General features: G+C 71.6%; 18 protein-coding genes. 3 read left to right on the top strand and 15 right to left on the bottom strand.

Annotated elements, in window-relative coordinates:
- Positions 1–8: 8 nt before the first annotated feature.
- The 4 genes from ACH35V_RS37485 to ACH35V_RS37470 form a co-directional block, all read right to left on the bottom strand.
- Positions 9–1,172, bottom strand: coding sequence for a glycosyltransferase family 4 protein (locus ACH35V_RS37485; RefSeq protein WP_395979623.1), 1,164 nt, complete (start codon positions 1,170–1,172; stop codon positions 9–11).
- Positions 1,169–2,134, bottom strand: coding sequence for an NAD-dependent epimerase/dehydratase family protein (locus ACH35V_RS37480; protein WP_395979622.1), 966 nt, complete (start codon positions 2,132–2,134; stop codon positions 1,169–1,171). The genes ACH35V_RS37485 and ACH35V_RS37480 overlap by 4 nt, the downstream gene beginning before the upstream one ends.
- 76 nt (positions 2,135–2,210) lie before the next feature.
- Positions 2,211–3,170: a hypothetical protein gene (locus ACH35V_RS37475; protein ID WP_395979621.1), complete on the bottom strand. Its 960-nt coding sequence runs from the start codon at positions 3,168–3,170 to the stop codon at positions 2,211–2,213.
- Between the two features lie 49 nt (positions 3,171–3,219).
- The gene (locus ACH35V_RS37470) at positions 3,220–3,882 is read right to left on the bottom strand and encodes a TetR/AcrR family transcriptional regulator (protein ID WP_395979620.1); all 663 of its coding nucleotides are present in this window, start codon (positions 3,880–3,882) and stop codon (positions 3,220–3,222) included.
- A gap of 124 nt (positions 3,883–4,006) precedes the next feature.
- Between ACH35V_RS37470 and ACH35V_RS37465 the strand changes: the two genes are divergently transcribed.
- The gene (locus ACH35V_RS37465) at positions 4,007–4,474 is read left to right on the top strand and encodes a cupin domain-containing protein (protein WP_131965184.1); all 468 of its coding nucleotides are present in this window, start codon (positions 4,007–4,009) and stop codon (positions 4,472–4,474) included.
- Between the two features lie 16 nt (positions 4,475–4,490).
- Here the strand turns inward: ACH35V_RS37465 and ACH35V_RS37460 are convergent, their stop codons facing one another.
- The 4 genes from ACH35V_RS37460 to ACH35V_RS37445 form a co-directional block, all read right to left on the bottom strand.
- Positions 4,491–5,339: an SAM-dependent methyltransferase gene (locus tag ACH35V_RS37460; protein WP_395979619.1), complete on the bottom strand. Its 849-nt coding sequence runs from the start codon at positions 5,337–5,339 to the stop codon at positions 4,491–4,493.
- 39 nt (positions 5,340–5,378) lie between these two features.
- Positions 5,379–7,028 carry an ABC-F family ATP-binding cassette domain-containing protein gene (locus ACH35V_RS37455; RefSeq protein WP_395979618.1) on the bottom strand — a complete coding sequence of 550 codons (1,650 nt, stop codon included), beginning with the start codon at positions 7,026–7,028 and terminating at the stop codon, positions 5,379–5,381.
- A gap of 68 nt (positions 7,029–7,096) precedes the next feature.
- The gene (locus tag ACH35V_RS37450) at positions 7,097–8,011 is read right to left on the bottom strand and encodes a DUF4429 domain-containing protein (RefSeq protein WP_395979617.1); all 915 of its coding nucleotides are present in this window, start codon (positions 8,009–8,011) and stop codon (positions 7,097–7,099) included.
- Positions 8,012–8,088: 77 nt separating this feature from the next.
- A complete protein-coding gene (locus ACH35V_RS37445) occupies positions 8,089–9,867 on the bottom strand; it encodes a proline--tRNA ligase (protein WP_395979616.1) in 1,779 nt (592 codons plus the stop codon).
- Positions 9,868–9,966: 99 nt separating this feature from the next.
- Here ACH35V_RS37445 and proS point away from each other — a divergent pair, with 99 nt between their 5' ends.
- The gene (gene proS / locus ACH35V_RS37440) at positions 9,967–11,415 is read left to right on the top strand and encodes a proline--tRNA ligase (protein ID WP_395979615.1); all 1,449 of its coding nucleotides are present in this window, start codon (positions 9,967–9,969) and stop codon (positions 11,413–11,415) included.
- A 105-nt stretch (positions 11,416–11,520) separates the two neighbouring features.
- Here proS and ACH35V_RS37435 read toward each other — a convergent pair whose 3' ends face one another.
- From ACH35V_RS37435 to ACH35V_RS37405, 7 genes are all read right to left on the bottom strand, one after another.
- Positions 11,521–12,045 (bottom strand): DUF6328 family protein, encoded by a 525-nt coding sequence (locus tag ACH35V_RS37435; protein WP_395979614.1) that lies wholly within the window; start codon positions 12,043–12,045, stop codon positions 11,521–11,523.
- A 104-nt stretch (positions 12,046–12,149) separates the two neighbouring features.
- Positions 12,150–14,162, bottom strand: coding sequence for a SpoIIE family protein phosphatase (locus ACH35V_RS37430; RefSeq protein WP_395979613.1), 2,013 nt, complete (start codon positions 14,160–14,162; stop codon positions 12,150–12,152).
- A 183-nt stretch (positions 14,163–14,345) separates the two neighbouring features.
- Positions 14,346–15,191 carry an ANTAR domain-containing protein gene (locus tag ACH35V_RS37425; protein WP_395979612.1) on the bottom strand — a complete coding sequence of 282 codons (846 nt, stop codon included), beginning with the start codon at positions 15,189–15,191 and terminating at the stop codon, positions 14,346–14,348.
- A gap of 25 nt (positions 15,192–15,216) precedes the next feature.
- The gene (locus tag ACH35V_RS37420) at positions 15,217–15,636 is read right to left on the bottom strand and encodes a CBS domain-containing protein (protein ID WP_395979611.1); all 420 of its coding nucleotides are present in this window, start codon (positions 15,634–15,636) and stop codon (positions 15,217–15,219) included.
- 237 nt (positions 15,637–15,873) lie between these two features.
- Positions 15,874–16,530 (bottom strand): sigma-70 family RNA polymerase sigma factor, encoded by a 657-nt coding sequence (locus ACH35V_RS37415; protein ID WP_395979610.1) that lies wholly within the window; start codon positions 16,528–16,530, stop codon positions 15,874–15,876.
- Positions 16,531–16,919: 389 nt separating this feature from the next.
- On the bottom strand, positions 16,920–20,036 hold the full coding sequence (locus tag ACH35V_RS37410; protein ID WP_395979609.1) for a M14 family zinc carboxypeptidase: 3,117 nt from the start codon (positions 20,034–20,036) through the stop codon (positions 16,920–16,922).
- A gap of 293 nt (positions 20,037–20,329) precedes the next feature.
- The gene (locus tag ACH35V_RS37405; RefSeq protein WP_395979608.1) at positions 20,330–20,455 is read right to left on the bottom strand and encodes a hypothetical protein; all 126 of its coding nucleotides are present in this window, start codon (positions 20,453–20,455) and stop codon (positions 20,330–20,332) included.
- A gap of 288 nt (positions 20,456–20,743) precedes the next feature.
- On the opposite strand from ACH35V_RS37405, the gene ACH35V_RS37400 reads away from it, so the two are divergent.
- Positions 20,744–21,549: hypothetical protein (locus tag ACH35V_RS37400; RefSeq protein ID WP_395979607.1), on the top strand; the 806-nt coding region annotated here is incomplete at its 3' end.

Raw genomic sequence — 21,549 nt, 5'->3', positions numbered from 1 at the left:
CGAACCACCTATCGATCAGACGGCGTGATCGTACGGTAGACATCGGCCAGCAGCGCGCGTGAACGTGTCCAGGTCAGGTCCTGCTCGATGCGCTGCCGGGCCCTGCGGCCCATCGCGGCTGCCTCGTCCGGGTACTCCAGCAGGATCCGGACGGCCCTGGCCAGCTCGGCGGGACGGTCGGCCGGGACGAGCCGTCCGTGCTCCCCGTCCGCCATCAGCTCCCGCACCGCCGGCAGGTCGGAGGCGACCACCGGCACGCCCGCCGCCATGGACTCGATCACCTTCAGCGGCGCGCAGCCCTGGTCGAGGTTGCGGGCGCAGCCGGTCAGCGGCGCCACCGAGACCTCGGCGTGCGCGAGCCAGGCCGCGATCTCCCGGTGCGGCAGCATGAACCGCCAGTCGGTCCGCCCGGCCACGCCGAGCCGCTCGGCCAGCCGCCGCACCGGCTTCGCCCGCCGTTCCGGGACGGACGCGCAGATCACCAGCCGCAGCTCCGGCAGGTCGGCGAGCCGCGCGAACGCACGCGTCAGGACGTCCAGGCCCTGCCAGGGCTGCAGCGCGCCGACGTACACGATGTAGCGCTCGGGCGCGTCCGCGGGCCGCTGCGGCTGCTCGGGGATCTCGGCCCCGTTCGGGACGAGATGGATCCTGCCCTCCGGCACGCCGAACCGCGCGACGGCCGCGCCGATCACCCGCGACGGCACGACGACGGCGTCGCTGCGCTCCAGGCAGTACCGCTCCAGCTCCCGGATCTTGTCGAGCGTCCTGGGCGCGGCCCACGGCCACGTGTGCGCCATCTCGATCGACGGAAGGCCGTTGACCTCGTACACGACCTTGTGGCGGCGGCCGTCCGCGATCGCCGGCAGCGCGCTCCACGGGTCCCGGACGTGGCACACCTCCAGGGTGTCGCGGTGCGGCTCCAGATGTCCCGCGACCCATTGCGAGAACGCCTCCGCCCGGTCGATCAGGTTCGGGACCTGCGCGTCGAACCGGGCGATCTCCCGCGTCCCCTCCCGCTGGTAGCGCGGCAGGTCACCGCCGCCGATCACGCCGAGCAGCCCGCCGCCGAACCGCGTGAACAGCTCGTCGGCCATCTGCGCGATGTGCACCGCCGACCCCTTGCTGGACGGGAACCGATCGAACGCGACATAGGCCGCCCGATGCCTCATCATCCGACCCGCACCTCCTGAGCCCGCCGCGCACGGTGCCAGGCGATCTGGTCGGCGAGGCCCTCCGCGAGCCCGGTCGCGGCCGTCCAGCCGAGGAGCCGCCGGGCCCGGCCCGTGTCGGCCCACGTGCGCTCGGCGTCGCCCGCCACCGGCGCCTCCCGCCGGATCTCCGCCCGGACGCCCAGGACGCCGGTGAGCAGCTCGATCGCGTCCGTGACCGCCACCGGCTCGCCATGGCCGACGTTGACGGCGATCCCGGGCGGAAGCTCCTCGGCCGCCGCGACCAGCGTGGCCGCCACCACGTCCCGGACGTGCGTGAAGCTCCGCGTGCGGCGGCCGTCGCCGAACACGGGCAGCGGGCGTCCGTCCAGCGCCGCCTCCGCGAACCGGTGGAACGCCATGTCGGGCCGCTGCCGGGGCCCGTACACCGAGAAGTACCTGAGCAGGACGGTGCGCAGCCCGTCCCGCGCCGCCAGGCCCGCCAGCCGCTCCACCTCGACCTTGCTGACCGCGTACGGGCTCGCCGGGCTGAGCGGGTCGTCCTCCCGGTTCGGCCGCCGCCCCGCCGACCCGTACACCGACGAGCTCGACGCGACGATCACCCGGGGCCTGCGCCGCGCCGGGCGGCCCACGCAGGACGCGAGCAGCCGCCGCGTCGCCAGCACGTTGTCGCGTTCCGCGACGGCCCGTCCGGCGCCCCACGAGTCACGGACGCCGGGCCGTCCCGCCAGGTGGACGACCACGTCGGCGGCGGTCACGGCGCCCAGATCGTGCACCGCGAGGTCGACCTCCGCCGCGACGACCCCTGGCCGGGCGGCCACCCGGGCCCACGTCCGCCGCGCCACGTCCGGGGTCGGCGACCGCCCGGGCGCGTCGACGGCGAGCACCTCATGCCCGGCGGCCGAGAACGCATCGACCACATGGCTCCCGATGAACCCCGCCGCACCTGTGACAACCACCCGCACCCGGGCACCCTACCCACCGCCGGACCAATGTGGACAGGGTCGTCCGTCCCTGGTCACACGGCACACCGCCCGGCCGTCATCGATGGCGGGCCAACATCCGCCGGCGGTTCGCGCGCGCGGCGAGCTTGGGCCAGAGCACGAACGCCCCCCACGGCATGTCCGAGGCGTAGGGCCCCATGGCCCGGTACTGGCGCGCCGCGACGGCTCCGGCCCCGATCTTCGCGGCGGCGAACGCGAGATGCGCCCGGTCGGGCACCGCTCGGGCGTGCGGAGGCGTCCCGCTCGCGGCGGCCGGCGTCTCCCAGCGCTCCACGGCACCTTCCACCGCCTGGACGGCTCGGGCGCTCTCCCAGAACTCGGACTCGAGCGCGCCCTCGACCCGGCCGTCCCGCACCGCCATCGCGTACTCGATCGCCGCGTACACCGGAAGGATGTGCAGCGGCGAGCCGGGCGGCGCTTCCGCCGACGAACGATCGGCGAAGCCGAACATCTCCTCGTGCGAACCGCTCCATTTCGCGCACAAATACTGCAGCGCGTGGTGATGCCCGGCAACGTGCCCCACATCGCGCCGGACGAGCTCATTCCAGCGCGCGTCGAATTCGCGCCGGGGCATTTGCAGAGCACGGGCGAGCAGGACGGAGATTCCCCACGGGGTGGGATCGTCCGGTGCTCGTTCGATCGCGCTCAGTAACGCGGTTTGCGCGTCGTGCAGGCCCGCGAAAAAGCCCGCCCAGGCACTCTTGTCGACGTGTCTCGCATAGGAGCTGCCACGGATCTCCCACGCCTGGACGACCTTGGCGCCGGCATCGACCATATGGGCGTCCGCGTTGTCCCGGTCGGCGGCGACCCATTCCGCTAACGCCGGATGGCAGTCGGCGTCCTCGGCGAGCCGGTCGACGCGATGCGCTTTGCGATCCCAGTCACCGGAGGTCTCCTTGAGCAGCCCGGCGGCCGGTCGCCAATCTCCCGTCCGAAGCGCCGCCACGCACTGGAGCACCGCCAGATCACCGTAAGCAGTATCGAAACTCAAACCCATCGCCGTCTCCTCGCAGATCACCGAATAAACGGCCCATCCTAGAGCCGCTTCAGTTCCGCCGTTTTGACTTAGCGGAGTTCTCGGCGAAGGCGGCTTCGATGTCGCCCTGCTTGATCTCCGGGCCGGGGATGTCGAGCGGGCCGCGTCCTGCCAGCGAGTTCAGGAAATGCGTGATCTGGCGCCGCGCCAAACGCGGCCAGTCCGGACCGTAGGAAAGGGGCTGGGTGATGAGGGCGGCGAAGACGATGACGTCGGTCGCGTTGGCGTCCGCGCGGACGCTGCCGTCCTTTCGGCCCCGGTCGAGGAGGGCGTCGAGGCGGTGATCGATCGTCCGGCGGGCGTGGACCGCCTCCGGGGTCGTCAGCGGCGGCGCGCCGTGCAGCGGCAGGACGAGCTGGTCCCCGACCGCGAAGCAGCGCGTCAGGTATTCGCCGATCGCCTCAAGGCCGGTGCCGGGCAGCTCGTCGATCTCCTCCAGGATGCCGACGAGCAGGTCGTAGGCGCGGTGTTCGAGAGCGTGCAGGAGGGCCTGCCGGTCGGCGTACCTCCGGTACAGCGTCCCGATGCCGACCCCGGCCTCGGCGGCGATGGCGGCGAGCGGGGCGTCGCGTCCCTCGCGCAGCATCACGGTGACGGCGGCGGCGAGCAGCCGCTCCCGGTTGGCCTCGGCGTCGCGGCGCGGCCGCCGACGCGCCTGCCCCTCGTCGCTCATGGGACGCGCCCTCCCTTCCCGATCAACGGTAGCCCCGGCCGCCGGGAATCAGAGCGCACCGCCGCACGTTGAAGCGGACGAAATGTTCCGCTTATCTGGAGTCCGCTTATCTGGAGGTAGAGCGATGTCCATCCCGTATCTGGCGCAGCCCGAACAGCAGCAGAAGCTCGAATGGCTGGACGGCGGCACCTTCTCCGTCCTGCTGGACTCCGCAGCGACGGACGGCCAGCTCACCGTGGGCCGTTTCGACGTCGGCAAGGGCGAGGCGCCGCCGTTCCACATGCACACCCGCGAAGACGAGATCTTCATGCTCATCAAGGGCACCGCCCTGCTGTGGGCCGGTGACGATGAGATGGAACTGTCCGAGGGCGGCATCGTCTACCTGCCGCGCAACATTCCGCACGGCTACCGCATCACGTCCGACCGGGCCGACCTGCTCATGATCGCCACGCCCGGCGGGATCGAGGGGATGTTCCGCCAGGCCGGGCGCGACCTGTCCACGCCCAGGCCGGACGGCTTCGAGATCTCCAAGGAGGCCCTGTCTGCGGCGGCCGACGCCTACGGCCAGGTCGTCGTCGGCCCGCCGCGCTGAGCCTTCCGGGACACGGCTACGGCTTGCGCGCGACGGCGCCGTACCCGTGGACGTGTTCGGGCTCGGGTTCCCCTTCGGCCTGGTCGGGCCGCCACCGCGAGATCGTGACCAGGCCCGGCTCGACCATCTCCAGGCCGTCGAAGTAGGCGTCGAGTTGCTCGACGCTGCGCAGGTTGTAGGGCACGGTGCCCGACTCGGCGTACCTCTCGGTGCTGCGCCTGGCCTCCTCAGAGGTGTCGGTGCAGTCCCACAGGACCAGGAAGCTGCCCGAGGGCACGCCCGCCATGGTGTCGGCCACGACCTGCTTCGCGGTCGGGTAGTCCTGGCAGAAACCGAGCACGCCCATGAACATCACCGCGATCGGCTCCTTGAAGTTCAGGACGTTGGCGGCCTCGTCGAGGATCTGCCCCGGATTGTGGAAGTCGGCGTCGAGGTAGCCGGTGACGCCCTCGGGCGTCGTGCCGCGCATCAGGGCACGCGCGTGGACGAGCACCATCGGGTCGTTGTCGACATAGACGATGCGGGAGTCGGGCGCGGTCTGCTGGGCGATCTGGTGGGTGTTGGACTCGGTCGGCAGCCCGGCCCCGATGTCCAGGAAATTGCGGATTTTCTCCTCGGCCGCCAGGTGGCGGACGGCGCGGATCAGGAACTTGCGGCCCTCCCTGGCCTGCCGGATGAGCTCCGGGTTCACCGCCGCGGTGGCGTCCCCGACGACCCGGTCGACCTCGTAGTTGTCCTTGCCGCCGAGCCAGTAGTTCCACGTCCGCGCGGGGGAGGGGACGTCCGTCCGGAACCGGGCCTGGGCGTCGTCGGGCAGGCGGGGAGGCTTGTCCCCGGGTGGGGTGCCGCCGGGGGGTCGGGGCATCGTCGACTCCTCGCCTCGTCGTAGCCGCCTTCGAGGATCCTACGACGGGCGGGTGACGCGGGCTTCATCCCAGATTGGTTCGGAGGATTCATAGACGGAGCCGTCCGCGCCGAAGACCAAATAGCGATCGAACGAACGGGCGAACCAGCGGTCGTGGGTCACGGAGACGACGGTGCCCTCGTAGGTCTCCAGGCCCTCCTGGAGCGCCTCGGCGCTGGCCAGGTCGAGGTTGTCGGTGGGCTCGTCCAGGAGGAGGAGCGTGGCGCCGCCCAGTTCCAGCAGGAGGATCTGCAGGCGGGCCTGCTGGCCGCCGGAAAGGGTCTCGAAGGGCTGCTCCGCGCAGAGGTTGAGCTCGTAGCGGGCCAGGGCGTTCATCGCGTCGTTGCGGAGGCGGGCGTGCTCGGTCATGACGATCTCGCACGGGGTGCGTCCGGCCAGGTCGGGACGGGCGTGCGTCTGCGCGAACAGGCCCGGGACGACGCGCGCGCCCAGCCGGGCCCGGCCGGTGTGGGCGACGGGCGCGACCGGGGTCGCGCCGCGCGGAAGGGTCTCCGCGACGGCGGAGAGCAGGCGCAGGAAATGCGATTTGCCCGAGCCGTTCGAGCCCAGCACGGCGACGCGCTCGCCGTACCAGATCTCGGTGTCGAACGGCCTCATGAGGCCCGTCAGTTCCACGCTCTCGCAGATCACCGAGCGTTTACCGGTGCGTCCGCCGCGCAGGCGCATCTTGATGTTCTGGTCGCGGGGCGGGATCTCGGGCGGGCCCGCTTCCTCGAACTTGCGAAGCCGGGTCAGGGCGGCGCGGTAGCGGGCCCCGGCCGCCATCGAGTCAAAGGTCGTCGCCCTGTTGCGAAGGGTGCTGACCAGTTGTTTGAGTTTCGCGTGCTCCTCGTCCCAGCGGCGGCGCACTTCCTCCAGGCGCTCGTTGCGGTCGCGGCGTGCGGCGGCATAGGTCGAGAAACGGCCGCCGTGGACCCAGACCTGCGCGGCTTCGACGGTGACGATCCGGTCGGCGGAACGGTCGAGCAACTCGCGGTCGTGCGACACCAGCAGGACTGTTTTGGACGTTTCCCGCAATCTCTCTTCGAGCCACCTCTTGGCGGGGACGTCCAGATAGTTGTCGGGCTCGTCCAGGAGAAGGACTTCGTCGGGGCCGCGCAGCAGGGCCTCCAACGCCAGGCGTTTCTGCTCGCCGCCGGAAAGGGTGCGGACCTCGCGCCAGCGGCACGAGTCGTACGGGACGCCCAGGGCCGCTATGCAACACGCGTCCCAGAGCACCTCGATCTCGTAGCCGCCCGCGTCGCCCCAGCCGGCGAGGGCCGTGGCGTAGCGGAGCTGGGTCGGCTCGTCGTCGCGCTCCATCATCGCCAGCTCGGCCGCCTCGACCGCCGCCGCGGCCTCGCGGACCCTCGGCGGCGCGATCGACAGGAGCAGATCGTGGACGGACGAATCGTCCCGCAAACCCCCGATGAACTGCCGCATCACGCCCAGCCCGCCGCTGTGCGCGACGGTCCCCTCCTGCGGCGCGCCGTCACCGGCGATGAGCCGCAGCAGCGTCGTCTTCCCGGCGCCGTTCGGCCCGATCAGCGCGGCGACGACACCGTCCCCGACCCGAAACGACACGTCGTCGAGCAGAACGCGCCCGTCCGGGAGGGTATGGCGGACGTGCCCCACCTCGACGTGGCCCACGGCGATCCCCCTTCGATACGTGCCGAGTCTGGGAAATCCCCGGGTGGCCCGTCAAATGGTTTTCCGGCTCACATGCGCCGGAGAACGGCCTGCTTCGCGGTGGCGAATTCCTCTTCGGTGAGGATGCCTTCCTTGTGTAGATCGCCCAGTTCCCGGAGCCGCCGCAGGAGCGTGTCGTGGTCGTCAGCGGGGGCCGCTTGAGGTTCGGGAGGCGATGGCGGGCCGTCCGCCGCGACCGGCGGCGGATCGTCGACCGCGTTCGGGTGCGGGAGCCGCGCCACGACGGCCGCGGCCAGCGCGATCGCGGCGGCCGCCTCCTTCTTGAAACCCCACAGCATCACGCAGCGCGGGTCGAGGATGGGCTCCGGCTGCTCGGCGCCCTCGGTCCCGCCCTCGGTCCCGCCGCCGTTCACCCGGAAACGCAGATGGCCGTTGTCCAGGCCGACCGCGGGATGCAGTTCCACGCCGACGATTTCGCGCAGTGGCAATTGCTGGGGCCCGGCCTCTTTCTTGGCGGTCTCGGCCATCCAGTTCCACTCCAGCCGGACGGATTCGCCGTCGAACGACGCCGATCCGTCGCCGCCGGACGCGCGGATCGGCACATCCGGCCCGGGAAGCAGATAACGGTCCACCGGGCCGCTGTCGATTTCCTCGATCAGTAGCGAGTTCCGCACCTCGTCCACGAGGTATTCGGCCACCGACGTCCGGCGGCCTTCCACGTTCAGGCGGTACGGGTCGGACGCGTCCTTCAGCGCGCCCGCGGCGGCCTGCAGCAGCGGGTCGGCGCCCTGCCGCAGCCGCACCCGCACGACGCCGCCCTTGGACCCCGACTCCACCGCGATCCCCGCGACGGCCGCCAGCGGGACGGTCAGCTCGCCGAGCAGGCGCCGCAGCCGGTGAACGCCGCGCCCGTGGCCGGGCACGATGCGCAGCACCTCGCCGTCGAACGTCCAGGTCCCGTCGGATCCGATGATCTCTGCCATGGCCTCTTCCCGCTGGATCGACCCCGGTGCGGTCCCACCATTGTCAACGACCGGCGAGTGTCAACGACCGGCGAGTGTCAACGACCGGCGAGGGACCGCACGTGGGAGATCACGGCGTCCAGCGGCAGCTTCTCCGTCTCGCCGGTGGCGCGGGTCGTGACCTCGGCGATTCCTTCGGCCAGGCCGCGGCGGCCGATCGTGACGCGGAACGGGATCCCGGTCAGCTCGGCGTCGCGGAACTTCACGCCCGCGCGCTCGGGACGGTCGTCGATCACGACCTCGACGCCCGCGGACGACAGCGCCGCGTAGACGTCCTCGGCGGCCTTGGCGACGTCGGCGTCGTCCGACTGCGCGGCCACGACGGCGACCTGGAACGGGGCGACCGGCAGCGGCCACACGATGCCGCGGTCGTCGTGGTGCGTCTCGACGATCGCGGCCATCGCGCGCTCGATCCCGATGCCGTAGCTGCCCATGATCACCGGGACGCGGCGGCCGTCCTGGGCCAGCACCTCGACGCCGAGGGCGCGGGCGTAGCGGTCGCCGAGCTTGAAGATGTGCCCGACCTCGATGGCGCGCCGGGTCTCCAGGGGCTCGCCGCAGCGGACGCAGGGCTGGCCCGCCTCGACCTCGCGCAGGTCCGCCCACAGTCCGACGTCGATGTCGCGGCCGACGTCGACGCCGCGCAGGTGGACGTCGTCGGTGTTGGCGCCGGTGAACATGTCGCGGCGGCCGCGCAGCGCCTCGTCCGCGAGCACGGGCAGGGACGCGCCGACCGCGCCGAGGCTGCCGGGCAGCGCGCCGAGCGCGTCCTGGATCTCGGCCGGGTCGGCGGCGCGGATCTCGGCGGCGCCCGTCGCGTCCATCAGCTTCTGCTCGTTGAGCGGGTGGTCGCCGCGCAGCAGGACGAGGGTGAGGGTGCCGTCCAGGATGTAGACGAGCGTCTTGATCTGCCGGTCGCCCGGCGCGTCGTAGCGGTCAGACGACCGCAGCGACGCGCCAGCGGCGCGAGGATCGTCTGAGCCGCCTTCGGGGGTCTGGGGATCGCCCCCCAGAAAAGCAGACAGGTCTTCGATCGTGCGGACGCCTGGCGTGTCGAAGCGTTCGGGGGAGGGGAGGCCGGGGCCGTCGGACACGCCCGGCAGGACGGACGTCGCCCGTTCGATGTTGGCCGCGTAACCGCAGGCCGGGCAGTGGACGACGACGTCCTCGCCGACGTCGGACGGGCACATGAACTCGGTCGAGCCCGACCCGCCCATCGTCCCGCTGGACGCCTCGCACGGCAGCGCCGGGATCCCGAGCCGCTCGAAGATCCGTGTGTACGCGCCGTGGTAGGCCTCGAACGAGGCGTCCAGCCCTGGACGGTCGATGTCGAAGCTGTAGGCGTCCTTCATGGTGAACTCGCGGGTCCGCATGAGGCCGCCCTTGGGGCGCGGCTCGTCCCGGAACTTCGTCTGGAACTGGTACCACTGCTGCGGGAGCTGCCGGTAGGAGTTCAGCTCGCGGGCGACCGTCGCGAAGATCTCCTCGTGCGTCATGCCGAGGGCGTGGTCGGCGCCGCGCCGGTCCTGGAGGCGGAACATCTCCTGGCCCATCAGCTCCCAGCGGCCTGAGCGCTTCCACGGCTCGGCCGGGTGCAGGGCGGGCAGCAGCATCTCCTGCGCGCCGATCGCGGCCATCTCCTCCCGCACGATCTGGATGATCTTGGTGCGGACGCGGACGGCCAGCGGCAGCAGCGAGTAGTGGCCGGCGGTGAGCTGCCGGACGTAGCCCGCCCGCAGCAGCAGCCGGTGGCTCGGCGCGTCCGCCTCGGCGGGATCGTCGCGGAGCGTGGGCGCGAACATCTGGGACCAGCGCATCACGCGAGGGTAGCGAAGCGCCCGTGAGCGGGTGGAAGCGTTCGCACGTGCCGATGAAAGCGTTCGTGCCCCGTCGCGGCAGTCAGTACCCTGATGGCCGTGAGTCGAGAAGGTGTGACGCCGCAGAGCGAGGATTTCTCCGCCTGGTACAACGAGCTGGTCGTGCAGGCCAAGCTCGTCGACCGCGGACCGGTTCGCGGCACGATGGTCATCCGGCCGTACGGGTACCGGGTGTGGGAGCTGCTCCAGGCCGACCTGGACCGGCGCATCAAGGACGCGGGGCACGACAACGCCTCCTTCCCGATGCTCATCCCGGAGTCCTACCTCAAGCGCGAGGCCGAGCACGTCGAGGGCTTCTCGCCCGAGCTGGCCGTCGTGACGCACGCGGGCGGCAAGGAGCTGGACGAGCCGCTGGTCATGCGGCCGACGTCCGAGACCGTCATCGGCGAGTACATGGCCAAGTGGATCGACTCGCACCGCGACCTGCCGCTGCTGCTGAACCAGTGGGCGAACGTCGTCCGGTGGGAGATGCGGCCCCGGCTGTTCCTGCGGACGACCGAGTTCCTCTGGCAGGAGGGCCACACCGCGCACATCGACGAGGACGACGCGATGCGCGAGACCATGTGGGCGCTGGACGCCTACGCGGGCGTCTCGCAGGAGCTCGCGGCGATGCCGGTCGTGGCGGGGGAGAAGACGCCCGGCGAGCGGTTCGCGGGCGCGGTCCGCACGTACACGATCGAGGTCATGATGCGGGACGGCCGGGCCCTGCAGTCCGGGACGTCGCACTACCTCGGCACCAACTTCGCCAAGGCGTTCGAGATCCAGTACCAGGACGAGGCGGGCAAGCTGACCCTCGCGCACACGACGTCCTGGGGCATGAGCACCCGCATGCTCGGCGGCGTCGTCATGGCGCACGGGGACGACAAGGGGCTCGTCCTGCCGCCGCGGCTCGCGCCGTACCAGGTCGTGATCGTCCCGATCGGGCGCAAGGAGCAGGGCGAGGAGGCCGCGGCGGAGGCCCGCAGGCTCGGCGCGGCGATCAAGTCGATGGGCATCCGCGTGCACGTGGACGACAACCGCCCGCAGCTGTCGCCGGGGTTCAAGTACAACGAGTGGGAGATGCGCGGCGTCCCGGTCCGGATCGAGCTGGGCAAGCGCGACATCGAGGCCGGGGTGGGCACCCTCGTCCGGCGGCTGCCGACCGTCGAGGGGCAGGGCAAGGAGCAGATCCCGCTGGAGAAGCTGCCCGAGCTGCTGCCCGGCATCCTCGCCGACTTCCAGTCGTTCCTGCTGGCCAGGGCCGAGAAGTTCCGCGACGACCACACCGCCGCCGTGGACGGCTGGGACGCGTTCACCGCGCAGGTCGCGACCGGCTGGGCGCGGGCGTTCCACTGCGGCGACACGGCCTGCGAGGACGACATCAAGGCCGAGACCGCCGCGACGCCCCGGGTCATCCCGGCCGACGCGCCCGCGGAGACGGGCGAGTGCGTGAAGTGCGGACGCCCGTCCGAGTACGGCAAGCGCGTGATCTTCGGCCGCGCCTACTGAGCACGGCTCGCGGGCACTGAGCACGGCCGCGCTTGGAGGACGGCACGCCAGGGCCCTGGCCGCGCGGGGCACGGTCAGGGCCCTGACGGGATCATGGGCCGGGCATCAGGCGGCGGCGTCGTCCCCGTCGGCGTCGCCGTCCGGGCGGCCGTTCGCGGTCAGCCGCGTCAGGTAGGGCTGGACGAACCACGCCCACCCGCACAGCATCAGCACGACCACGGCCGTGACGATCGTCAGCGCCGCCTTCTCCTCCAGCGTCTCGACGATCAGCGTCGTGGCGGCGGTGATCGAGACGCCGAGCGCGAACGCGCCGAGGATCCCGAACCGGTTCGCGCGCCTGATCAGCAGCGCCTTCTGCCCGAGCTGGAACAGGATCCGGTGCTGGAACACGGGCGCGATGAAGCAGATGGACGCGAGCGCCGCCCCGAACAGCGAGATGTAGAACAGCGGCAGGCCGTGGCCGTCCACCTTCTCGAATCCGGCCGCGAACGGCACCGTCAGCAGGAACGCGAACAGCACCTGCACGCCGGTGACCGCGACGCGGAACCCCTGGAGGAGCTCCATCAGCTGCCGGTCGAGGCGTTCGTGCCGGGTCTCGTTGCGGGGCTTGTCCGAAGGGTCGACGCTCATGAACCCGACTTACCCCGCAAAACGGTCATCAGTCGGCCAAGCGACGCCGGTCGGCCAAGCGACGCCGGTCGGCCAAGCGACGCCGGCCGGGACGGGAACGGCCGTCAGGCGAGGGACGGGGGCTCCACGCGCAGCGCGAGCATCGACACGTCGTCGCGCAGGTCGCCGTCGCAGTACTCCAGCAGCGCCCGCTCCACCCCCGCGAGCATCCCCTGCGGCGTGTCGCCCGCGTGCGCGGCGAGCGCCTCCATCAGGCGTTCCTGGCCGAACTCCTGCCGCATCATGTCGCACGCCTCCAGGACGCCGTCCGAGTGCAGGAAGAGCGTGTCGCCGACGGTGAGGTCGACCGCGTCCAGGCCCGGCTCGAAGTCCTCGAACAGGCCGAGCGGGACGCCGCCGCGAGCCGCCGACCTGATCACTCCATCGGCGCGGACCACGACCGCCGGGGGATGGCCCGCCGTGCCCAGCGACACGATGATCTTCTCGGTCTCCATCGTCAGCCCGGCCATCACGGCGGTCACGAACCGGTCCTCGTCCAGCAGCGCCTCGTTCACGATCCCGAGGACGTCGCCCGGACGCGCCTTCCACCGCGACGCCAGCCGCACGCAGTGCCGGGCCGTCGCGGTCACGGCCGCCGCGTCCTCGCCCTTGCCGCACACGTCGCCGAGGACCAGGCCCCAGCCGTTCTCGGTGCGGAACACGTCGTAGAAGTCGCCGCCGACCTCCGAGCCGTGCGTCGCCGTCAGGTACTTCGCCGCCACGGTCACGCCCGGGATGGACGGCAGCGACTTCGGCAGCAGCCCCGCCTGCAGCGTCTCGGCGACCTCGGCGCGGCGCCGGTACAGCCGCGCCGCCCTGATCACCAGCGCCAGGTACCGGCCGAGCCGCTGGACGACCCCGAGGTCCATCAGGTCGAACGGGCCGTACTCGCCGCTCGCCGTCAGCGTGATCGTTCCGATGGCGCGGTCGCCGTCCTCGATCGGGACGCTCAGCACCGATGTCGCGCCGATCTTGCCGCAGACGGGATTGCCGTCCGGGCAGACGCCGAGCACGTCGAGGTTCTCCACATGCGGCCGCAGCGCGCTCTGCCGGGTGACGAACACCGTGTGGGGCAGCGTGCCCTCGGCCGGGTCGACCTCCTCCAGCGTCCGGGCGGCCTCGATGGAATGCTCGTCCTCCGGGCCCATCACGACCTGCCGGCGCAGCAGCGGCGCCGCGCGCGACGCCGTCCCCGCCACGTGCGCGCCACCCTGCGGGGCCGGTCCAGGGCCGCCGTTGGCCGGCCCGGTCAGGTCGATGAACGCCCAGTCGGCCAGCTCGGCGGCCAGCAGCCGGGCGCACCGCCGGACGGCGACGGTCTCGTTGAAGACGGGCTCGTCCAGCAGCAGCTCGCTCGCGGTGGCGAGGACGTCCATCCGGTGGACGATCGTCGCGACGGCCTCGTCGTCGGGCGGCGCGCCTTGGCCCGCCCTCGCCTGGGCGGAGCCCCGCTTCGCTTTGGCGCGTTCCGCCCGGGCCGTGCCGTCGGCGGGGGAGTCGTCAATCGGGGTGTCCGTCGAACCGGCGGCCACCACGACCATCGGGTCGGGTTCGCCGCGGATCCACACGCGGGCGAGGGTCACCACGGCGTCGACCGGATGATCCCGGCCGAGGAACCTGACCTGGACGCGGCGGCGCCGTCCCGTCCGGACGACCGCCGCGAGCTGCGACCGCACCGCCGCGCGGGTCGCCATGTCGCAGAACGCCGTGAACTGCTTGCCCGACACGTACCCGGACGAGGTGCCGAGCAGCGTCGCCGCCTGCCGGTTCACCCGCCGGACGCTCGTGTTGCGGTCCAGCAGGAACAGCGGCACGGGGGCGTCCTGGAACACCGTGCGCAGCACCCGCCGCTCGGTCTCGGCCGCGGCCGACCCGCCCTGCTCGCCGGCGTGCTCGGCGCCCATCGTCCGCAGCGCCGTCAGCGCCAGCTCCAGCTCGACCAGCGCCGCGTCCAGGGTCGCCCGCAGGTCAGGCTCCGGCAGGCCGGCGGCCTGGCGCAGCTCGCCGATGCGCCCTTCGAGATCGGCGATCTCGCGCAGCAGGGACTCGGGTTCCAGCTGGTCGGGCTGATCGTGCATCTGGTCTGCCTCTCGTCCGCGTCACACGGTGGAACCAGGCCGGCTCCCGCCCGCGGGGCCGGACCACGATCACCGGGGCCGCTCCGCGCGGTCTGGCTGTCCGCAGCTTATGCGCCTCACCCTCATGCGCCTAGATTCATGACCCGCGCCCAGATCCATGGCTCCGCGTCCGATGTCCATGGCCTAGGGAAGGCCCTGATGACCGACGATACGCTGGGCGAGCGCGGTGAGCTTCACGTGACGCGTCTGCGAGATGCGCCGCAGCTCGGCGAACGCCTCGTCCGCGTCGCAGCCCAGTGCGTGCATGAGGATGCCCTTCGCCTGGTCGACGACGGCCCGCGCCTCCACCGCCTCCTGGAGCTGGACGGCCGTGCGGTGCACGTCGTCGTACTGCCGGGTGTTCGTCACCGCGGCGCTGCCCTGGGCGATCAGCAGCGACGCGAGCGCCTGCCGTTCATGGGAGATCGCCTTCGGCGACACCCCGTACAAGGTCAGCGTGACGAGGACGGGCGGGTTCAGATGCGGCGTCGTGGTGAAGCAGCGCACCCCGCGCCGCAGCATGTCGGACACCGCCTCCGGCCAGCGGGTCTCGCCGAGGATGTCGTCCGACGTCAGCGCCCGGCGGTCCATGACCACGTCGAAGATCGGCCCGTGCCCGCGGGACAGCTGCCGGTCGGTCACCTCGGCGAGGTCCGGATGGCTGGCCGCGGCGGCCAGCGGCTCCGGCCTGATCTCCTCCGGCGCCGGGACCTCGGGCGGGGCGGCGTCGGGCCCCGGGTCCTGCGGCGGGACGCGCGGGACGTCCCGGGCGGCGTCCGGCGGCAGCCCGAGCGCCGAACCCGGATCGTGCCCCGGCATCTCCGGCAGGGCCCAGCGCACGCTCGCCGCGCCCGCGCATCCGGGCACCGCGCGCGAGGCCAGCTCCGTCACCCGGTACAGGGTGCCGATGTCGGACGACTCCCCGACCATCCCCAGCCGGGCGATCTCCAGCGCGAGCTGGTCCGTCAGGACCGTTTCGGTGGGCGTCACCTCTCCGACACTATCCGCTGCCCGCTCAATTGTTCGGGGGAGCCTTGCTGATCTCCGACAGCGGCCCGACCTGCCCGTCGGCCATGGCCAGGTCGCCGATGCAGATGATGCCTACTGGGCGGTGCTCGTCGTCCACGACGGGCAGGCGCCGGACCGCCTGCTCCGACATCAGCCGCGCCGCCGTCCCGGTGTCGTCATAGGGGCGGACGGTCGTCAGCTCCGCCGTGCACACGTCGCCGAGGGGGGTGAGGGAGGTGTCCCGGCTCTCGGCGACGGCCCGGACCACGATGTCCCGGTCGGTGATCACACCGCAGAGCCGTCCGGCGTAGGTGACCAGGACGTCCCCGATCCCCTCGTCCCGCATGATCCGAGCCGCTTCGTACAGCGTCGCGTCCAACGGCAACGTCAGCGGCTCCACCGTCATGACGTCGCTGACGGTACTCATGGCATTTCTCTCCTCCTTCGGCCCTGGCGGGCCTCCATCGTCGAGAAACGCGTGCGATCCCTGCATCGCTCCGGTTCTCGGGTGGTTGCGGCGATGACTGAGGTTGACGCGGACGGACAAGTTTCGCTCTCGTTACCCGTTGAGCGATCCCTCATGCACCGAACGCGGCGATCCCGCAGCCATGGGGTAGCTGCGGGATCGGATAGTGCCACGTAGCCGTGGCGGGGGGCCCAGGGGCTATGCGGCGAGCACGTGCGCGGCGCGGTGGTCGGCGAGGGACTCGCGGAGCTGCTTGCGGCCGCGGTGGAGGCGGGACATGACCGTGCCGATGGGGGTGCCCATCATTTCCGCGATCTCCTTGTACGGGTAGCCCTCGACGTCGGCGAGGTAGACGGCGTCCCGGAAGTCCTTGGGGAGCGCGCGCAGGGCGGCGACGACCTCGGAGTCGGGGATGCGGTCGAGCGCCTCGGACTCGGCGGACCGGAAACCGGACGAGCGCGCCTCGGTCTGGGCGAGCTGCCACTCCTCCAGCTCCTCGGAGCCGGCGCGCTGGGGCTCGCGCTGCCTCTTGCGGTAGGTGTTGATGAAGTTGTTGGTGAGGATGCGGTGCAGCCACGCCTTGAGGTTCGTGCCTTCCTGGAACTGGTGGAAGTTCACGTAAGCCTTGGCCAGGGTCTCCTGGACGAGGTCCTCGGCGTCGGCGGAGTTGCGGGTCATCCGGACGGCGCTGGCGTACAGCGGGTCGGCGAGCGGCAGGACGTCGCGCTCGTAGCGCTGCGTGCTCTCGATGTTCACCGTGTCATCGGCGGTTCGGGAGCCGCCCGCGATGCGGGCGCCGCTCGCGGTGCGGGCGTCCTTCGCACTGCGGCGGACAGGTGTGGTGACAGCGGTCATCGTCGCTCCCCGTAGATAGTGGCCCCGCGGGAGGGCCGGTTGCTGGCGCGTGTTCGGGGGCACGCGCGGACCGGGCGGACGAACCGCCCACCGTCAGGTAATACGTGCCACCGTTCCCGGCGGGTTCGCTCGTCCCTCATGGGTGGGCCGAGGCGTTTTCGTCGCGATCGGCGGTGCCAGGGCGACCCCGTTCTGCGGGACGTCGCGGGCCTTGCTCGATCAGGGGGTTCCACCCGCCGGTGGTCTTCCTGCCCTGTAAGACGCCTGGGAGCGCTCGGATGGTTGCACGTGGCCGCGTGTCGTTCGTCACATGGAGCTGCGAGTTCTCTGATCTTGCGGTATAGAGCCCCGGGAGCCCGGAGGGGGCGGGCTCCCGGGGCCGGCGCGGATCAGCCGATCAGGTGCCGGAGCGCCCTGATCATCAGTGTCCGCTGGTCAGCGGCCTGCTCGATGCCGAATCCGAGCAGGACGGTGTCCCCGGTCACGACCGACGAGACGGAGTCGATCTGGGCCTGGGAGCGGGTGAACTCGGCGCCGTTTCCGGGGCTTCCGGTCGGGGCGCCCTGGACGGTCCAGGCGCCGAGGCCGGTCTCGAAGCCCTCGGCGTCGGGCTGGCCGCCGGACGTCGTGAGCTTGGTGTCGTCGATGAACAGCCCGGTCCCTCCGGAGCCGGGGTCGCTGACGTAGGAGATGGACACCTCGACCTTCTTGCCCGCGTACGCGGACAGGTCGTACGCGACCGGAACCCAGCCGTTGGAGTTGCCGGTGATGGCGTTCCACTTGCCGGACGATCCGGTGTTGCCGCAGGGGTTGCCCCTGGTCAGGTAGTGGCCGAGGAACGGGTGCATGTCGAGGAGGTAACCCTGCTCGCACTGCTCCGGGACGGTCGTGGTCGACCGGCCGTTCTTGTCGGGCAGCGTCGTCCAGTCCTCGGTGCCGGCGGTGTGCGCCTCGACGATGATGTTGTCGAAGCCCGTCTCGGTGCTGTAGGAGAGCTGAGCCTCCAGGGCGGGCACCTGCGCGGCGGTGACCGTGGACAGGTCGATCGTCCTGGTCAGGCGCCGGTAGAGGCCGTCCTGGTGCGGTCCGGCGACGTACCACTGGCCCTCGACGGGCTCGGTCGGCGCCGCCGCGCCGGTGTAGTCGCCGGCCTTCCAGCTGGTGAACTGCGGGAAGTCCGCCTTGGGCAGGACCGTCGAGGTCACCTGGAAGCCGCCCGCCTCGTTCAGCGGGTTGGACGCGGGGCCCGCCAGCTTCGAGTTGACGCCGTCGAACGGCGATCCAGCCCCCGTGAACGCGGTCGGCGCGCCGACGCGCTGCCGGTCGTACGCGCCCAGGTAGTACTGGAAGAAGTCGTCCGACAGCAGTTCGCAGTCGTCGCGGAAATTGCTGGTGACGACGCAGGGCTTCTCCGGGTGGCCCTTCAGCCCGTAGTAGATGCCGCCGCCGTTGAGGCGGCTGACGGGGCCGTAGTACCCGGTCGTCTCACCGGTGTGCAGGAGTTTCCCGCCCTCGTTCAGGTAGGAGCGGACGGAGAGGAGCAGGTCCTTCTCCCGGTCCGCGACCTGCGAGTCGGGCTGGTCGCCGAGGTAGGTCTTGATCGGGTCGTCGGCGGCGTCCTGGGTGAGCCGGTTGTCGCCCAGGTACCAGACGACGGCGTCGAAGTGCTTCAGCACGCCGAGGTCGTGCGGGACGCCGTCCTTGTCGATGTCCCAGACGAGCGGCTTGTGCTTGGCGGACTTGACGAGGTCGGCGTACTGCTGCGCGTAGCGGGGCTTGTTCGTCCCGGGCGGGTAGGTCGGGTTGACTCCGGTGTAGTCCTCGTCCGCGATGACCAGGACGTCAGCCTTGTTCTGGTCGCGGACGGTGTAGGTGAAGTGCTTGCTCTCGACCCGTTTCCGGCCCTTCTGACCGGTGAACCACACCTCGACCTTGTCGCCGGGCCGCTGCCTGATCTTGCCCCGGTACTCGGCGTAGTAGTGGTCGTTCTCGTCCCCGAACCGTTCGCCGCCGCGCCATTCGCGCAGGTCGCCGCTGCGCTCGCGGCCGCCGTTGATCCGGTACCGGAGCTCCTTGCCGCGCAGCGACCGGCGGATCACCGAGGCGACCTCCTGCGAGGAGCCGTAGGACGTGGTGAACCCGTCGGTCTCGAAGTCGGGCGCGGTGCGTCCGACGGCGGACACGGGCTCGTCCGGGTTCTGCGCGGACTTGGCGACCGAGAACGCGAACGGGATGTTCTTCTGGAACTCCTTCTGGATGAGCGTCTCGTCGTCCGGGAACTCGAAGCCGCTGGCGCAGTCGCCCGGCTCCCACTCGTCATTCGGGTCCGACCGCGCGGCCGACTCGCAGGTCGCCATCTCCGGCGTGATCGACAGGGCGCCGTAGACGTTGTCGGCCTGGCCGTCGGTGTCGCCGTTGGTGGTGTAGAGCTGGGCGCCCAGCTCGGGGGTGTAGCCGGGGACGGCCGGGTGGTCGATGTCGCCGAGCAGCGCGTCGTGGATCGCGTCGTCCGGGCTGCGGGTCAGGGCCTGCCAGCCGACGCCGTGCAGCAGCAGCTCCGCCGCCGAGTGGTAGTTGACCAGGTAGGCGGGACGGACCTTCTTGTAGAGGCCCATCTGCGCCTGGGTCTCCGGCTCGGAGCCCGGCGCCGTGCCGCGGTAGGTCTGGCTGGTGCGCAGGTTGGACGAGCCCTCGTTGTCGTAGCCCCACTTGTAGGGGAAGTTGCGGTTGAGATCGATGCCGTCCTGGCCCGTGATCTGGCCGTCGCCGTCGTTGTCGCGGACGTTCTTGCGCCAGAGCCGGAACCCGTCCTGGAACGTCAGGTCGTAGCCGTCGACGTTGACGACCGGGACGAACCACAGCTCGGTCGAGTCGATGATCTTGGTGACCTCGGCGTTCTGGCCGTAGCCGTCCACGTAGTGGTGCAGCAGCCGCCGGACCATCTCCGGCGTGATCCACTCGCGGGCGTGCTGGGCCGCCTGGTACACGACCACGGGCCGCTGGTGGGGCCGCACGCTGTTCACGTCCTTGGTGACGCGGACGGCGGTGATCGGCTGCCCCGTGACGGACTTCCCGATGTCCACGGCCTTCGCGATGGACGCGTTGGCGGCGGCGACGTTCAGCAGCTCCTCGCGGATGTTGCCGGGGCCGCTGTACGGGCGGAACACCTTCGGCGCGGCGGCCATCGCGCGCTGGCGGGCGTCCTTGCCGCCGATCTTCTTCACGGTGAGGCCGAGGCCCTGCCGGTTGAGCGCGGCGGCCTGCGCGGCGCTCATGACGGCTTCGACGTGGACGCTGCCCTTCTCCTTGCTCGTGGAGAACCGGACGTCCTCCCGGTCGAGGCCGAAGCCGTTCAGCAGCTTCACCTGGCCGGGGCTCAGCTCGGCCGCGTAGAGGTCCACGGCGGCGCCGGCGGACGCGGGTTTCGGTGCGGCGCTCGCGGGTGTCGCCACCAGCGTTCCGATCAGGAGCGCGGCGGCGGCGAGGACGGGGGTGAGTCTTCGCATGGGCTTTCGAAGCGGTGGCCGGAACTGTGTGCGCGGCATTGCGCCTCCAGGCAGGATCACGATTGGGGGTTGCGTGATCTTCTGCCGGGGGACGAAGGGTGTCAATGGGGCATTAGTGCGCTATGCCGCTTTCGGCCAATTAGGGGATGGACAGGGCGGCCGGGCAGGCACTTCAGGCGCCCGCCGGAGGGACGCGGCCCGCCAGGACGGCACGGACGAGCCGCCCCGCGAACACCTCCGCCGCGGCGGTCGGCCGGGCACCCGAGACCACCGCGTCGGTGCGGCCGTCCGCGTCAGAAGGCGTGCCGCTGGCAGCCTCCGAGCAGGGCCGCGGCGATGAACGGCAGCGGAGCGTCCTCGGCCGGCCGTCCGGCTGGCCACCCCGCCTCCAGGTATCCGATGAGAGCACCACGACCCATCACCGGACCACTCGTCGGGCCCCTGGACACCTGCCGGAGGGCCACAGGGAGCGCCGGACGGGACGTCCCGCCGCCCTGGCCACTCCTGGCCCGCACCCGCATCTAGGCGAACGACTCCCATCTGTGCATCCGCTGAATGGTCGTAGCTCCTTGGCAGTAGCGGTGGTGAGCGCGCGTCGGTGCAAGTTTCACGGACTCCCAGCGCGATCTTCTTACAGGGGGTAACGTCTCCTTTACCAGGAGTTGCCGGGAGCGTCGTGCATCCTTCGCTCCGGGAGGGGGGACCGCATGGTCATCGCCGACCTGCTGGGTGTGGCGCGGATGACCGCCATCACCCTCAACGGTCGCGGACGCATCAGCAACTGGGACGGCACCGCGGCTGGCCTGTTCGGCGTCGAACGGCTCCAGGCCGTGGGCCGGACGCCGGGCTCGCTGCTGCGGCTCCCGCCGGAGCACCGCGGCGTCTTCGAGCCCGGGATCTTCGGCCACGTCTGGTGCGGCGCCTGCACCGTGCCGCGCGTCGACAACGGCGAACTCGCCGAGATCGGCTGGTGGATCTACCCGATCGAGGCCGGCCCCGGCGACCACGACGTCGGGGTGCTCGCGCTGGCCGCCGACCTGCGCCGGCTCCGCCAGGACGGCCCCGGCGTCACCATCGGCGAGCTGCCCGTCCAGCCGCCCGACGACGCCTGCCGCGCGTCCGGGACGCGGCTGCTCCGCGTCGAGCCCGCGCTGGCGACGCCGTCGTCCGGGCCGGACGACGCCCCGTACGCCGCGCCGTTCACCGCGCGGCTGACCGAACTGCTGCCCGCGATCGGCCCGGACACGTCCGAGCGGATCGCCTCGCGGGTGCTCGGCCTCGGCTGCCCGGCCGTCTCGCTCGGACTGACCGTCCGGCTGCCGATCGTCCCGTGCACGGGAGGCGCGCCACCCGCCGCGCCACCCGCCACGCCACCCGCCTCGCCACCCACCTCGCCACCCGCCTCGCCACCCGCCTCGCCACCCGCCTCGCCACCCGCCTCGCCACCCGCCTCGCCACCCGCCTCGCCACCCGCCTCGCCACCCGCCTCGGCGCACGGCCCCGCCTCGTGGCC

The sequence above is a fragment of the Actinomadura sp. 1N219 genome, from assembly GCF_044326405.1.
Lineage (GTDB): Bacteria > Actinomycetota > Actinomycetes > Streptosporangiales > Streptosporangiaceae > Spirillospora.
This window is presented reverse-complemented; position numbering and strand designations above follow the sequence as displayed.

Coding starts and splice junctions, on each gene's coding strand:
- ACH35V_RS37485 (WP_395979623.1), bottom strand. CDS start 1,172: ATGATGAGGCATCGGGCGGCCTATGTCGCGTTCGATCGGTTCCCGTCC.
- ACH35V_RS37475 (WP_395979621.1), bottom strand. CDS start 3,170: ATGGGTTTGAGTTTCGATACTGCTTACGGTGATCTGGCGGTGCTCCAG.
- ACH35V_RS37470 (WP_395979620.1), bottom strand. CDS start 3,882: ATGAGCGACGAGGGGCAGGCGCGTCGGCGGCCGCGCCGCGACGCCGAG.
- ACH35V_RS37465 (WP_131965184.1), top strand. CDS start 4,007: ATGTCCATCCCGTATCTGGCGCAGCCCGAACAGCAGCAGAAGCTCGAA.
- ACH35V_RS37460 (WP_395979619.1), bottom strand. CDS start 5,339: ATGCCCCGACCCCCCGGCGGCACCCCACCCGGGGACAAGCCTCCCCGC.
- ACH35V_RS37450 (WP_395979617.1), bottom strand. CDS start 8,011: ATGGCAGAGATCATCGGATCCGACGGGACCTGGACGTTCGACGGCGAG.
- ACH35V_RS37445 (WP_395979616.1), bottom strand. CDS start 9,867: ATGCGCTGGTCCCAGATGTTCGCGCCCACGCTCCGCGACGATCCCGCC.
- ACH35V_RS37435 (WP_395979614.1), bottom strand. CDS start 12,045: ATGAGCGTCGACCCTTCGGACAAGCCCCGCAACGAGACCCGGCACGAA.
- ACH35V_RS37430 (WP_395979613.1), bottom strand. CDS start 14,162: ATGCACGATCAGCCCGACCAGCTGGAACCCGAGTCCCTGCTGCGCGAG.
- ACH35V_RS37420 (WP_395979611.1), bottom strand. CDS start 15,636: ATGAGTACCGTCAGCGACGTCATGACGGTGGAGCCGCTGACGTTGCCG.
- ACH35V_RS37415 (WP_395979610.1), bottom strand. CDS start 16,530: ATGACCGCTGTCACCACACCTGTCCGCCGCAGTGCGAAGGACGCCCGC.
- ACH35V_RS37410 (WP_395979609.1), bottom strand. CDS start 20,036: ATGCGAAGACTCACCCCCGTCCTCGCCGCCGCCGCGCTCCTGATCGGA.
- ACH35V_RS37405 (WP_395979608.1), bottom strand. CDS start 20,455: ATGGGTCGTGGTGCTCTCATCGGATACCTGGAGGCGGGGTGGCCAGCC.